Genomic DNA, 13,195 nt, shown 5'->3' on the forward strand with positions numbered 1-13,195 from the left:
TAGATAGGGAAGGACCGAACATTAGGGAGGTAAGTAGCATTGAAAGATTCGAGAGGTATGCAAAGACCACAGAAAACTTCATATGAAGGCTCTCCGACTGAAGTAGGACTGGAAGTCCAAGATAGGAAGGAAGCGTGTAGTATACCTTCGGCATCATCAATAGCGAAAGCCAGAGTTCAAGTTTGAACTTAACCTAATGAACCGCCGTATACCGAACGGTACGTACGGTGGTGTGAGAGGTAGGTAGATGAATTAATCATCTACCTCCTACTCGATTTTTCTTAAAATTAAATATAGTTTTATTTAAAGTAGTAGAAATAATAACACCGCTTGATATAGCTGCTGCTATAAATAGTGTTTCAGTACCAAAATTAGCAGCTTCAATAAAATTTTTTTCGATAATTGATAGCATTGTATAATACATGCCAGCTCCTGGTACAAGTGGTACTATTCCGGGTATTATATATACAGTGGCAGGTTTTTTAAAAAGTCTAGCCATTATTTCACCTATCATACCAACGACTATAGCACCTAAAAATGCACCTGCGACTTTTGAATAATAGTTGTTGTTTACAAAAATATAGATTATCCATCCTAATGCACCAGTTATTCCTGATTTTACGATAGAATCTTTTGGTATATTAAAAATAATTGAAAAACCTAAAGTAGATAAGAAGGCATAAATGAATTCTTTTATATATATCAATTTTACATCCCTCCGAATAATATGAAAGATATTTTTAAAGTAGCACCGACACCAAATGCTATCGCTGTTGCAACAATTATAGCTTCTAATCCTCTAGAAATACCAGAGAGAAAGTCTCCACTAATTGAGTCCCTGATTGCGTTAGTTATTGCGACACCGGGAACTAAAAGCATTATTGAGCCTATAATAATCTTATCCATATCCGTGCCAAAACCTAAAGTAACTGATATGATAGACAATATTGTTACTATAGAACTACCTATAATGTTAGATAGAAAAAAAGTGAAGTTTTTCCTGTTTAAAAATTCCATTACAATAACTAGAATAGAGCTTATAATAAAAGTTGAAACAAAATCCGTAAAACTTCCTTTGAATAATAAAGTAAAAAAACTACCTGCAAAGCCGCCAAATATAAGCCTTAAGCTTTTTGGATATGTTTTGATATTATCAATATCATTTAGTATTTCGAATCCCTTATCAATAGACATATTAGAATTTACAAATTGTCTTGAAAACTCGTTAACAAGAGCAATCTTATTAAGATCAAATTTAATACTTTTAATTCTTTTTATATAAGTTAACACTTCACCTTTATATTCTACGGAAAGGAATATGCCAGTTGGAGTAACGAAAGCTTCTGCAAAATCTATATTTCGTGATTTACAAATTCTCTTTATAGTATCTTCTACTCTATAGGTTTCTGCACCATTTTTAAGCATAACTTTGCCAGCTAAAATAGCCATAACTAGTAGTCTTTTTACATCGTTTAAAGATTCCATGATGACACCTACCTCTGTTTCATTAGTTTATTTTAATCAAAAATTTTATTTAAATTTAAAAATTTGTAGAAAAATTTCCTATTTTGAAAATATTCTAGTATAATATATATTGATAGATTTTATTAAGTGGTATAGTTAACTAAATGTGTAGTTAACTATATATTTATAAAAGTATTATATAAGAAAAAATAAAAATATCAATACTTTATTTAAAATTATTATAGAAAGGAGAAGTTATATGGATTTTAATAATTTGAAAAAATTTGATCCTGAAGTAATGCAAGCTATCGAGCAGGAAATCGGCAGACAACGTAGTAAAATAGAACTAATAGCTTCAGAAAACTTTGTTTCTCCACAGGTTATGGAGGCTATGGGAAGCCAATTAACAAATAAGTATGCAGAAGGATATCCTGGAAAAAGATATTATGGAGGATGCGAGTTTGTAGATATTGTTGAGGATTTGGCAAGAGAGAGATTAAAAAAATTATTTGGTGCTGAGCATGCCAATGTACAGCCTCATTCTGGAGCAAATGCGAATTTAGGAGTTTATTTTGCAGTGTTAGAGCCTGGTGATAAAGTTTTAGGTATGAGTTTATCTCATGGTGGCCACTTAACTCATGGAAGTCCTGTTAATATATCAGGTACATATTTTAATTTTGTTTCTTATGGAGTAAATAAAGAGACAGAAATGATAGATTATGATGAAGTAATGGAAATTGCTAAAAGAGAAAGGCCAAAACTAATTGTTGCAGGTGCTAGTGCATATCCGAGGATAATAGATTTTAAAAAGTTTAGAGAAATAGCAGATGCAGTTGGAGCTTATCTTATGGTAGATATGGCTCATATTGCAGGTCTAGTAGCAGCTGGATTACATCCAAGCCCAGTTCCTTATGCTGATTTTGTAACAACTACTACACATAAGACTTTAAGAGGTCCAAGAGGTGGAGTAATACTTTGTAAAAAAGAGTATGCGAAAAAAATTGATAAGGCTATATTCCCAGGATTACAAGGTGGACCATTGATGCATGTAATTGCGGCAAAAGCGGTAAGTTTTAAAGAAGCTCTTGAAGACGATTTCAAAGAATATCAAAAACAAATAATTAAAAATGCAAGTGTATTGGCTGAAAGCTTGATTGAAAGAGGTTTTAGATTAGTTTCTGGTGGTACTGATAATCATTTAATTTTAATAGATTTAAGGAATAAAGGATTAACTGGTAAAAAAGCTGAGGCATTATTAGATGAAGTAGGAGTAACTACTAATAAGAATACTATACCTTTCGATCCAGAAAGTCCTTTTGTTACTAGTGGTCTAAGAATAGGTACACCTGCTGTCACTACAAGAGGAATGAAAGAAGAACAGATGGTAGAAATTGCTGAAATAATCAATCTAACATTAGATGAGTCAAATGACAGAAACATGATTAAAGAAAGAGTAAAAAAATTATGCGATAGTTTTCCATTGTATGAATAAAATCTAATTAAATAAAAATGAGATATCAGCTATTGGCTGCCAGTTAGCAGCTAGTAGCTGATAATTGTTAATATAGGTACTAAGTACTAAATTAAAAATGTAAAATTAGTCGATAGTTGACAGTTGATGGTCAATAAACTAAAAACTATCGACTATTGACTAGAGACTAATTGCTGTTATAAGATTACTGCATATTATTATGCAGTATCTTTTTAGTTAGTTTTATAAAAGAGGATTGATAATATGATAAAAGGAGAAATATTGAAATTAGTACTGCAAAATATTTTGCACTATATAGATGAGGGAATTCACGTTATAGACAATCATGGTAATACGATATTATATAATGATGTAATGGCTAGATTAGAGGGATTGGATAAGGAATCAGTATTAAATAAGAATATATTGGATATATTTCCTAGTTTAGATGAAAATTCAAGTACTTTATTTACAGTTATGAATACGGGAAGGCCAATATTCAATAGAAATCAAACATATTTAAATTATAAAGGAAATAAGATTACAACAATGAATACTACTATTCCGTTATTTATTAATGATGAAAAGGTTGGAGCTTTAGAAATTGCTAAGGATATTACTAAAATTAAAGCATTATCTGAACAAGTAATCAACTTGCAACAGGAACTATTTAAAAAAGATAGAGAAGAGATAAAACCTCGTATTAAAAGATATACTTTTGAAAATATTATAGGCAATAGTAGAGAAATAAAGAAAGCGATTGATATAGCTAGAAAGGCTGCTATGTCGAATTCTTCAGTATTAATATATGGTGAAACAGGAACAGGTAAAGAACTATTTTCACAGAGCATACATTATTGTGGAAAAAGAAAAAATAAGCCTTTTATAGCTCAAAATTGCGCAGCATTGCCAGAATCCTTACTCGAAAGTATTTTATTTGGTACTGTAAAAGGCAGTTTTACTGGAGCCGTTGACAGACCGGGATTATTTGAGCAGGCTAATGGCGGAACTCTATTGTTAGATGAGATCAATTCGACGGGACTTATGCTGCAATCGAAACTTTTGAGAGTATTGCAGGAAGGATATATAAGAAGAGTAGGTGGTCTTAAAGATATTCCTATAGATGTGAGAATAATTGCAACTACAAACGAAGATCCATTAGTTGCTATAGAAAAAGGTACTTTAAGAAAAGATTTATATTATCGTTTGAATGTAATTTCAATAAAAGTTCCTGCTTTGAGAGAGAGAAAAGAAGATTTAAAATTGTTGTGTGATTATTTCATTAGAAAATATAATAAGAAGCTTGATAAAGATGTATGGATGCTGTCGGAGCATGTTTATGAACTTTTTTTAAATTACACATGGCCTGGTAATGTAAGAGAATTAGAGAATTTAATAGAAGGAGCTATAAATTTTATATCTAAGGATGAGCATGTACTTAAAAAAGAACATTTCCCTTCATATATTGTTGAGGAAAGTATGGGAACTGTCGATATTAAAGATATTATAAAATTAGAGAATTCATTGCCAGAGATTATATCAGAAATCGAGAAAAAACTAATAATACATGCATTAAAATCAACTGGAAATAATATTACTAAAGCTGCAAATAAATTAAATATTAGACGGCAGACCCTACAGCATAAAATAAAAAAATATAAAATAAGATTGTAAACGCAAATAAATTTGCACATATATGCAAATTTATTTGCGTTTTTGTTTTTGCAATAAAAGAAAAATTTAATTTAAAAGAAAAAATATACTGAAAATTAGCAAAAATAAAAAATATTTAAATTGCAAGAAGATTGGCAAGTTAATTGCATGATGTTAATATCGATAAAATAAATATAACTTGGAGGTGTCTTTTATGGAAAATGTGAAAGTTATAATTTGGGGCTTTGGTGCTATGGGAAGTGGAATGGCTAAAATGTTGCTTAAAAAGAAAGGAGTTGAAATAGTAGGGATTTGTGATAGAAATGAAACGAGAGTAAATAAGAGTATGTATGAAGTTTTAGGAATAGAAAGAGGAGATAGACCAGAAGTTATTATCAGAGAAAATATTGAAGATGTAATTACTGAAAAATGTGCTGATGTAGTTCTTTTAGCAACAGATTCATTTACAAAAAATGCTTTTGATAAGATTAAATTCTGTTTGGAGAAGAAGATTAATGTAATTTCAACAGCAGAAGAAATGGCATATCCAATGGCACAATCACCAGAATTATCTAAAGAGATGGATAGAATCGCAAAGGAAAACGGTGTTACCGTTTTAGGTACAGGGATAAATCCTGGATTTATTATGGATTTATTAGTTATAGCATTAACGGGTGCATGTGAAGAAGTTCATCATATAAAAGCATCGAGGATTAATGATTTATCACCTTTTGGGCCAGCAGTTATGACAGAACAAGGGGTTGGAACTACGGTAGAAGAGTTTAATAAGGGCGTTGAAAATGGTACACTAGCTGGACATGTTGGGTTCCCAGAATCAATAAATATGATAGCTGATGCAGTAGGTTGGGAAGTTAATAAAATTGAACAGACTAAGGAGCCAATAGTTTCAAATGTATATAGAAAGACTAAATATGCGGAAGTACAGCCCGGAAATGTAGCAGGATGTAGACAAATGGGATATGGCTATGTGGGTAATGAATTAAAGATTGAAATGGAACATCCACAACAAATATTGCCAGAGAAAGAAGGAGTGGAAACTGGCGACTATATTTGGATAAAAGGTATACCTGATATCAATATGCAAATTAAACCTGAAATTCCAGGAGGCATTGGTACAATAGCCATGTGCGTGAATATGATACCTCATGTTATTAATGCTGACTCTGGATTAAAAACTATGTTAGATTTACCGGTTCCAAGAGCAATTATGGGAGATATGAGAAAACTTATAAAAAGGTAGGGATGTATATGAATAAGGCTAAAAAAGGAGATTGGGTGAGGATTTATAATGTAGTTCTTAAACCTGAGGAAAGAGCTCCACAGGTTCCTGATGACACTAAAAAAGTTCCTTTAGAAATGTGGGTAAAAGGCTTTTTACTAAATGAGGAGGCTAGAATTGGCGACGAGGTAGAAATAGAAACTTATATTGGCAGAAAAATTAAAGGTAAGTTGGTAGAAATAAATCCATATTATAATCACGATTATGGAAAATGTATACCTGAACTATTATTTATTGGCAAACAGTTGCGTGGTATTCTTGAAGGCGGTGAAGATAATGAATAGAGATATGAGTTATCAAAGTGTTATGTCTAGAAGAAATGAAATAATGAAAAAAGCTGTCGGTATTGATTATGAACGTTTTGAAAGTAAAGGTATAGCATTTGATTATGAAAGAATGATGAGAGAAACTGGGTACACATTGCAGGAAATACAAAAAATACAAAGTGAAACAGGTGTAGGGAATACTCCTATATATGAATTAAAGAACTTAACAGCATTGGCCAGAAAATTGGCACCCGAAGGTAAGGGGGCTAGAATATTCATTAAAGATGAAGCATGTAATCCATCTGGTAGTTTCAAAGCCAGGAGAGCGGCAACTAGCATCTATCATGCTAAAAAGAAAGGATATAAAGGTGTTATAGCGGCTACTAGTGGTAATTATGGAGCAGCAGTAGCGAGTCAAGCAGCAATGAATGGACTTAAATGTATAATTGTTCAAGAGTGTTATGATTCAAGAGGGATTGGACAACCTGAAATAATAGAGAAAGCCAGAAAATGTGAAGCGTATGGCGCTGAAGTAGTGCAATTAACGGTAGGGCCAGAATTGTTTTATACATTTTTAAAATTATTAGAGGAAACAGGTTATTTTAATGCATCGTTGTATACTCCTTTCGGGATTGCCGGTGTAGAAACTTTAGGATATGAATTAGCAATGCAGTTCAGAGAGTTGGTAGGTAAGGACCCTGATGTTGTTGTTGCAACAAATGCAGGGGGTGGCAATTTGACAGGTACTGCAAGAGGACTTAAAAAGGCTGGAGCTTATAACGTAAAAATAGTAGGAGCAAGTGTGAATTTAAAAGGACTTCATATGGCCAGTGATACACAGTTTAATAAAAAGTCTTTCACTACTGGACATACGGGATTTGGGATACCTTTTGCTACATGGCCTGATAGATCGGATGTACCTAGATCTGCTGCAAGACCTTTAAGATATATGGATAGATATGTAACAGTAAATCAGGGTGAGGTATTTTACATTACTGAGGCACTAGCACAATTAGAGGGATTAGAAAGAGGACCTGCTGGGAATACATCTTTAGCTGCTGCTTTTGCATTGGCTCAAGAATTGGATGAAGATAAAATCATAGTTGCACAAGAAACAGAATATACTGGTGCTGGAAAACACATTCAGCCTCAATTGACTTTTGCAAGGGAGAATGGTGTAGATATTATTATCGGTAATCCAGATGAAGAAGTACCCGGGGAAAACATTATTCTACCAAGCCATCCAAGTCAAATAAAAGCTAGGGATTTAGACCTTGATAGGATTAAAAAGTCATATATTAAGAACTGTATTGAGACAACAAAAATTGATTATGTAACTAGAGAAGACATAGATTTTCTGGTAGAAGATACAAAATCAAATGAAAAATTTGTAAAACAAATTTTGGATGAATTGGGAGTTAAATATTAATATCGGAGGTGCAAAAATGAAAAGACCAGATGATTTTGAAACTAGAAGACAGCATTTGAAAGATTTAACTGAAGAAGAATTAGAAAGAAGGTTTTGGGAATTAGCAGAAAAAATAGTTGATCCTTTAATAGAGTTAGCGTATAAGCATACTTCTCCTTCGATTGAAAGGTCTGTATTATTACGAATGGGATTTTCAAGTATAGAAGCTAAGGCTATTGTTGAAGGAGCGGTTGATAGAGGACTATTAGGTAAAGGTGCAGGGCATTTGGTCTATAGGCTTGCCAAAGAAAAAGGTATGGATATTCGTGAGGCCGGGTTAAAACTTGTTGAAGGAGAAATGTGGGATGAAGTTGTTAATATCTTTAGAGGAGGTGAGCATTAATGCAGCTTAAGCCAAATGAAAAATTAGATATTGAAAATATTTTGAAAGATTTGGATAAATATAGGCCTAAAAGAAGAGGATGGACTTGGCGAAAGGGAACAGGGCAGAGAAGAAAAATAGGTGAGTTTGAGTATTATGATACTTCAGAATCTTTAAAGCAGAGCCAACCATTGCCTGCTGCAAAGAGTTTTGATGAGATAGATCCACAGCCTGACAGTATTATAACAACAGAAATTGCATCTGGAAGATTTGAAGACGATATTAGGCGTATGAGAATGGCAGCTTGGCATGGTGCTGATCATATAATGGTGATAAGAACTGCTGGACAGAGCCATTTTGACGGGCTTATTGAAGGTACTCCACAGGGGATTGGGGGTATACCTGTTACAAGAAAACAAGTTAGAGCACAGAAAAAGGCCCTTGATATTATTGAAGAAGAAGTTGGAAGACCTATAAACTATCATTCATATGTAAGTGGAGTGGCCGGTCCTGAAATAGCTGTTATGTTTGCTGAAGAAGGAGTAAATGGTGCACATCAGGACCCTCAATATAATGTTCTTTATAGAAATATAAATATGATAAGGTCTTTTGTAGACGCGGCAGTTGCAAAACGAGTAATGGCTTGGGCGGATATGGCACAGATAGATGGTGCACATAATGCCAATGCGACAGCTATTAAGGCTTGGAAGGTTATGCCAGAACTTATGGTTCAGCATGCTATTAATTCGATGTTTTCTGTGAAAGTGGGGATGAAGAAAGAAAATATTTGTCTTTCAACAGTACCACCAACGGCTCCGCCTGCACCTTGTATGAGATTAGATTTACCTTATGCAGTTGCTTTAAGGGAGTTATTTAGAGATTATAAAATGAGAGCACAGATGAATACAAAATATATGGAATCATCAACTAGAGAGGCAACTGTAACACATGTTTTGAACCTGCTTATTTCTAAATTGACAAGAGCTGATATACAATCAACTATTACTCCTGATGAAGGTAGAAATGTACCATGGCATATCTATAATATAGAAGCATGTGATACAGCTAAACAAGCTCTTATTGGTATGGATGGTCTTAAGGAAATGGTACAAATCAGGAGACATGAAGGTGAATTGGCTCGTAAGGTTAGAGAATTAAAAGAGAGAGCAATATTATTTATGGAAGAAATTTTAGAAGTTGGAGGATATTTTAAAGCTGTTGAATTAGGTTTTTTTGTCGATTCAGGATATTATCCGGAAAGAAATGGTGATGGTATAGCAAGGAAAATTGATGGAGGCATAGGTGCTGGTACAGTAGTTGAAAGAGAAGAAGATTATATGGCGCCTGTAACAGCACATTTTGGCTATAATAATATAGCTCAATATGATGAGAGTGCCGTAGATAATCCTTCAAAATTAATTGGTGGATGTACATTTGAAGACCCAGATAAAATCGTTTTTATAGATGAATTAGATGAAAATGACAATGTATATAAGCGACTAGAGGAAACGAGAGAATTTAGAGAAACTAGCAAAATAAAACCTGAAATGGAATGGCAGGGAGATGGAATTATTCAGATTACTTTATTTCTACCTACTGAAGAGAGAATTGCAGAAGTTGCTGCTATCGAGATAGGAAAACGAATGGGATTAGAAGATGTTGAAGTTATTCATAAAGAAATTATGCAGTTAGCAGAAGGTACAAGAATAGAATTAAAGGGTAGAGTTCCATTCACGATTGATACTAGCGAGTTGGTTATTCCGCCAAAACCGGAAGTAATGTCTGATGAAGAAATAAGAGCCGAAATAGAAGCTAATCCAATGAGAATAGTGGCAGCTACTGTAGGACAAGATGAGCATTCAGTTGGATTAAGAGAAATAATAGATATTAAACATGGTGGAATTGAAAAGTATGGTATTGAGTGTCATTATTTAGGCACATCGGTACCTGTTGAGAAATTAGTAGACGCCGCTATAGAATTGGATGCAGATGCAATTTTGGCTTCAACGATTATTAGTCATGATGATGTGCATTATAAAAATATGAAAAAATTACATGAGCTCTGCGTTGAAAAAGGGATTAGAGATAGAATCATAATAGCTTGTGGTGGAACTCAAGTTTCAAATGAATTAGCAGTACAGCAAGGTGTTGATGCAGGATTTGGTAGAGGAACTAAAGGAGTTCATGTGGCTACTTTTTTAGTTAAAAAACGCAGAGAATTAAAGGAGAAATTGAGAAATGAGGATTGATGTTTTAGTAGTGGAAATTGGAAGTACAACGACTGTAGTAAATGCATTCAATGGAATATACAGCTTAAATCCGGCTTTTGTTGGGCAAGGGCAAGCTCCAACAACTGTGCTTGAAGGCGATGTTAAGATTGGTTTGAAAGGTGCTATTGAAAGTTTAAGACAAAATATTGGAGCAAGTGAGATTGAATATGATGAATTACTTGCCACAAGCAGTGCTGCGGGCGGTTTGAGAATGACTGTACATGGGCTTGTCTATGACATGACAGTTAGAGCCGCTAAAGAAGCTGCTTTAGGAGCAGGTGCTAATATTCATCAGATTACAGCAGGCAGACTAAGGAAAAGTGATTTAAAGAAATTAGTTGCTATAAAGCCTAATATTATTCTTATAGCAGGTGGAGTAGATTATGGAGAGAGAGATACGGCTATATATAATGCTGAATTGATTGCAGAATTAGGTTTGGGAATACCTGTTATTTATGCAGGTAATATAGAAAACCATGATGATATTAGAGATATTTTCGAGGGTACTGGTACAAGACTATATATTGTTGAAAACGTATATCCTAAAATCGACCAATTGAATATAGAACCAACTAGGAAAGTTATTCAGGAAGTATTTGAAGAACATATAACTAATGCTCCTGGAATGAAGAAAATGCGTGAGATGGTAACAGGCAATATTATACCGACACCAGGTGCTGTAATGATAGCTTCAAAATTATTATATGATGAAATAGGAGATTTGATAACCATTGATGTAGGCGGTGCTACAACCGATGTTCACTCAGTAACAGAAGGTAGTGATGAAGTAAATAGGATGTTAATAAGTCCAGAGCCGTTAGCTAAGAGAACTGTTGAAGGAGATCTAGGTGTATATGTAAATATGAAAAATGTTGTGGAAAGAGTAGGTGTAGAAAAACTATGTAATAATCTTGAAATAGATGAAGAAACATTAAATACATTGATAAATAATTATAAACCTATTCCAGAAACTGAACTAGAAAAAAGATTAGTTGAAGAGCTTACATTAGAGGCAGTTATAACAGCTGTAAAGAGACATTGCGGACGTTTTAGACATTTATATGGTCCGAGTGGTAAAAAAACTATTGCTGAAGGGAAAGACTTAACAAATGTAAAGTATATTGTTGGTACAGGAGGAGCATTAACGAAACTTCCAAATAGAATTGAGATTTTAAGAAAAATAGCTCTAAGTAATAAAGGTGATGAATTGTTACCAACAAAAGAAGCAAGAATCTTAATAGATAATAATTACATTATGGCTTCATTAGGTGTATTATCTAAAAAATACCCTGATACTGCAATTAAATTATTAAAAGAAAGTCTAGAAATAAATTAGAGGGCTATTGCCCTCGTATTTTTTAAGGAGATGATAAAAGTGCGGTATCCATGTGTAGAGATTTCATTGGATAAAATAAAGCATAACACCAGAGAAATTGTTGAATTGTGTAAAAGAAATAATATAAATGTAACCGGCGTAACAAAGGTATTTTGTGGAGAGCCTAAAATAGCTAAAACAATGGTAGAGGGTGGAGTGCAAATATTAGCCGATTCAAGAATAGAAAATTTAATTAAATTAAAAGAAATCAATGTTCCTAAAATGCTACTCAGACTTCCTATGATAAGTCAAGCAGATGAAGTTATAAAATATTCTGATATATCTTTAAATTCTGAATTAAATACAATAAAAGAGCTGTCCAAAAAAGCTGTAGAGCAAAATAAGGAGCATAAAATAATTTTAATGGTTGATTTAGGCGATTTAAGAGAAGGAATATTTGATGAAGAAGAAATTTTTTTTGTAGTATCGGAAATACTAAAACTAGATGGTATAAAACTAATAGGTATAGGTACAAATCTGACTTGCTATGGAGGAGTAATACCAAAGTATGAAAATTTAAGTAAATTGGTTAAAATAAAGATGAACATTGAAAAAAAGTTTAATATAGAATTAGATATTATTTCAGGTGGAAATTCGAGTAGCTTATATTTACTAAAGGCTGGTGAAATGCCAAAGAAAATAAATCAATTAAGATTAGGTGAATCGATAGTTTTGGGAAGAGAAACAGCATATGGTGAAAGTATTGAAAATACATATGATGACTGTTTTAAACTTATTGTCGAAATTATTGAAATTAAAGAGAAACCTTCAGTTCCAATAGGAGAAATAGGTATGGATGCTTTTGGTAATAAGCCTAAATTTATTGACAAGGGCATTATGAAAAGGGCTATTTGTGCTATAGGAAAGCAAGATGTTGATTTAGGAGATATAATACCTTATGATAAGAATATTGAAATATTAGGAGAAAGCAGTGACCATTTGATTTTAGATATTACGAAGTGTGAAAAGAATTATGAAATTGGAGATAATGTAGAATTTAAGTTAACTTATGGTGGAATATTAAAGGTTATGACATCTGAATATGTGAAAAAGAATTTTGTATAAAATAGTTGAACTTATTTATATACTGTGTTAAATTAATAATATAAAATGAAATCTTAAATTTTGTATATTATAATGATTTTAAATAGGCTGCTGTTAACAAGTGGCCTTTTATTATTATTGATTGTGAGAATGTTTTAGAACTTATAGATATGAAAGGAGAAATCCGATGAACAGAACAATAGATATAACAAAGATATTTACTTTTGATAGTGCACATAAGTTAGAAGATTATGATGGAGAGTGTAGATTTTTACATGGACATACTTATAAACTTGAAATTACGATAAGAGGAGAAGTTGATAACAGAGGTATTGTAATTGATTTTAATGAATTGAAGGAGATAGTTAAAGAGAAAGTTATCAATGTTCTAGATCACAAATATTTAAATGAAATATTTGATTTTAATCCGACTTGTGAAAATATTTTGTTTTGGATATTTAATGAAATTGACAATGCAATAAAAAAAGATAATTGTTGGCTTAAAAAAGTTGTTCTTTGGGAAACACCAACAAGTTATGCGACTTTAGAAAGGTAGTTGTAT

Annotated in this window: 13 protein-coding genes; 11 read left to right on the forward strand and 2 right to left on the reverse strand. The window is 32.7% G+C overall.

The features are described from left to right. Nucleotides 1–39 precede the first annotated feature (39 nt). The gene (locus tag BUB51_RS12965) at nucleotides 40–186 is read left to right on the forward strand and encodes a hypothetical protein (RefSeq protein WP_159430368.1); all 147 of its coding nucleotides are present in this window, start codon (nucleotides 40–42) and stop codon (nucleotides 184–186) included. Between the two features lie 70 nt (nucleotides 187–256). On the opposite strand, the gene BUB51_RS01580 is transcribed toward BUB51_RS12965, so the two are convergent. Then, complete coding sequence (locus tag BUB51_RS01580) at nucleotides 257–706, reverse strand: threonine/serine exporter family protein (protein ID WP_073194891.1); 450 nt, start codon at nucleotides 704–706, stop codon at nucleotides 257–259. A gap of 2 nt (nucleotides 707–708) precedes the next feature. Then, nucleotides 709–1,485 (reverse strand): threonine/serine exporter family protein, encoded by a 777-nt coding sequence (locus tag BUB51_RS01585; RefSeq protein WP_035161298.1) that lies wholly within the window; start codon nucleotides 1,483–1,485, stop codon nucleotides 709–711. Between the two features lie 238 nt (nucleotides 1,486–1,723). Here BUB51_RS01585 and BUB51_RS01590 point away from each other — a divergent pair, with 238 nt between their 5' ends. From BUB51_RS01590 to queD, 10 genes are all read left to right on the forward strand, one after another. Continuing rightward, nucleotides 1,724–2,956 carry a serine hydroxymethyltransferase gene (locus tag BUB51_RS01590; protein ID WP_073194893.1) on the forward strand — a complete coding sequence of 411 codons (1,233 nt, stop codon included), beginning with the start codon at nucleotides 1,724–1,726 and terminating at the stop codon, nucleotides 2,954–2,956. 243 nt (nucleotides 2,957–3,199) lie between these two features. Then, nucleotides 3,200–4,609, forward strand: coding sequence for a sigma-54 interaction domain-containing protein (locus tag BUB51_RS01595; RefSeq protein ID WP_073194895.1), 1,410 nt, complete (start codon nucleotides 3,200–3,202; stop codon nucleotides 4,607–4,609). 193 nt (nucleotides 4,610–4,802) lie between these two features. Further along, a complete protein-coding gene (gene ord, locus BUB51_RS01600; RefSeq protein WP_073194900.1) occupies nucleotides 4,803–5,849 on the forward strand; it encodes a 2,4-diaminopentanoate dehydrogenase in 1,047 nt (348 codons plus the stop codon). Between the two features lie 8 nt (nucleotides 5,850–5,857). Then, nucleotides 5,858–6,172 (forward strand): 2-amino-4-oxopentanoate thiolase subunit OrtA, encoded by a 315-nt coding sequence (gene ortA, locus BUB51_RS01605; RefSeq protein WP_035161290.1) that lies wholly within the window; start codon nucleotides 5,858–5,860, stop codon nucleotides 6,170–6,172. Then, entirely contained in the window at nucleotides 6,165–7,583 is a 1,419-nt protein-coding gene (gene ortB, locus BUB51_RS01610) for a 2-amino-4-oxopentanoate thiolase subunit OrtB (RefSeq protein WP_073194902.1), read from the forward strand. Before ortA ends, ortB begins: the two co-directional genes overlap by 8 nt. 16 nt (nucleotides 7,584–7,599) lie before the next feature. Further along, nucleotides 7,600–7,965: an ornithine aminomutase subunit alpha gene (locus BUB51_RS01615; protein WP_073194904.1), complete on the forward strand. Its 366-nt coding sequence runs from the start codon at nucleotides 7,600–7,602 to the stop codon at nucleotides 7,963–7,965. After that, the gene (oraE, locus tag BUB51_RS01620; protein ID WP_073194906.1) at nucleotides 7,965–10,193 is read left to right on the forward strand and encodes a D-ornithine 4,5-aminomutase subunit OraE; all 2,229 of its coding nucleotides are present in this window, start codon (nucleotides 7,965–7,967) and stop codon (nucleotides 10,191–10,193) included. The genes BUB51_RS01615 and oraE overlap by 1 nt, the downstream gene beginning before the upstream one ends. Next, entirely contained in the window at nucleotides 10,183–11,550 is a 1,368-nt protein-coding gene (locus tag BUB51_RS01625; protein ID WP_073194908.1) for a GlmL-related ornithine degradation protein, read from the forward strand. The genes oraE and BUB51_RS01625 overlap by 11 nt, the downstream gene beginning before the upstream one ends. A 30-nt stretch (nucleotides 11,551–11,580) precedes the next feature. Then, a complete protein-coding gene (gene orr, locus BUB51_RS01630; protein ID WP_073194909.1) occupies nucleotides 11,581–12,654 on the forward strand; it encodes an ornithine racemase Orr in 1,074 nt (357 codons plus the stop codon). 166 nt (nucleotides 12,655–12,820) lie between these two features. Further along, on the forward strand, nucleotides 12,821–13,189 hold the full coding sequence (queD, locus tag BUB51_RS01635; RefSeq protein WP_242844192.1) for a 6-carboxytetrahydropterin synthase QueD: 369 nt from the start codon (nucleotides 12,821–12,823) through the stop codon (nucleotides 13,187–13,189). The last annotated feature ends 6 nt before the right edge of the window (nucleotides 13,190–13,195 follow it).

Source organism: Caloranaerobacter azorensis DSM 13643, from assembly GCF_900129995.1.
Taxonomy (GTDB): Bacteria; Bacillota; Clostridia; order Tissierellales; family Thermohalobacteraceae; genus Caloranaerobacter; species Caloranaerobacter azorensis.

Coding starts and splice junctions, on each gene's coding strand:
- ortA (WP_035161290.1), top strand. CDS start 5,858: ATGAATAAGGCTAAAAAAGGAGATTGGGTGAGGATTTATAATGTAGTT.
- ord (WP_073194900.1), top strand. CDS start 4,803: ATGGAAAATGTGAAAGTTATAATTTGGGGCTTTGGTGCTATGGGAAGT.
- BUB51_RS01585 (WP_035161298.1), bottom strand. CDS start 1,485: ATGGAATCTTTAAACGATGTAAAAAGACTACTAGTTATGGCTATTTTA.
- oraE (WP_073194906.1), top strand. CDS start 7,965: ATGCAGCTTAAGCCAAATGAAAAATTAGATATTGAAAATATTTTGAAA.
- BUB51_RS01625 (WP_073194908.1), top strand. CDS start 10,183: ATGAGGATTGATGTTTTAGTAGTGGAAATTGGAAGTACAACGACTGTA.
- BUB51_RS01590 (WP_073194893.1), top strand. CDS start 1,724: ATGGATTTTAATAATTTGAAAAAATTTGATCCTGAAGTAATGCAAGCT.
- ortB (WP_073194902.1), top strand. CDS start 6,165: ATGAATAGAGATATGAGTTATCAAAGTGTTATGTCTAGAAGAAATGAA.
- BUB51_RS01615 (WP_073194904.1), top strand. CDS start 7,600: ATGAAAAGACCAGATGATTTTGAAACTAGAAGACAGCATTTGAAAGAT.
- orr (WP_073194909.1), top strand. CDS start 11,581: ATGATAAAAGTGCGGTATCCATGTGTAGAGATTTCATTGGATAAAATA.
- BUB51_RS01595 (WP_073194895.1), top strand. CDS start 3,200: ATGATAAAAGGAGAAATATTGAAATTAGTACTGCAAAATATTTTGCAC.
- queD (WP_242844192.1), top strand. CDS start 12,821: ATGAACAGAACAATAGATATAACAAAGATATTTACTTTTGATAGTGCA.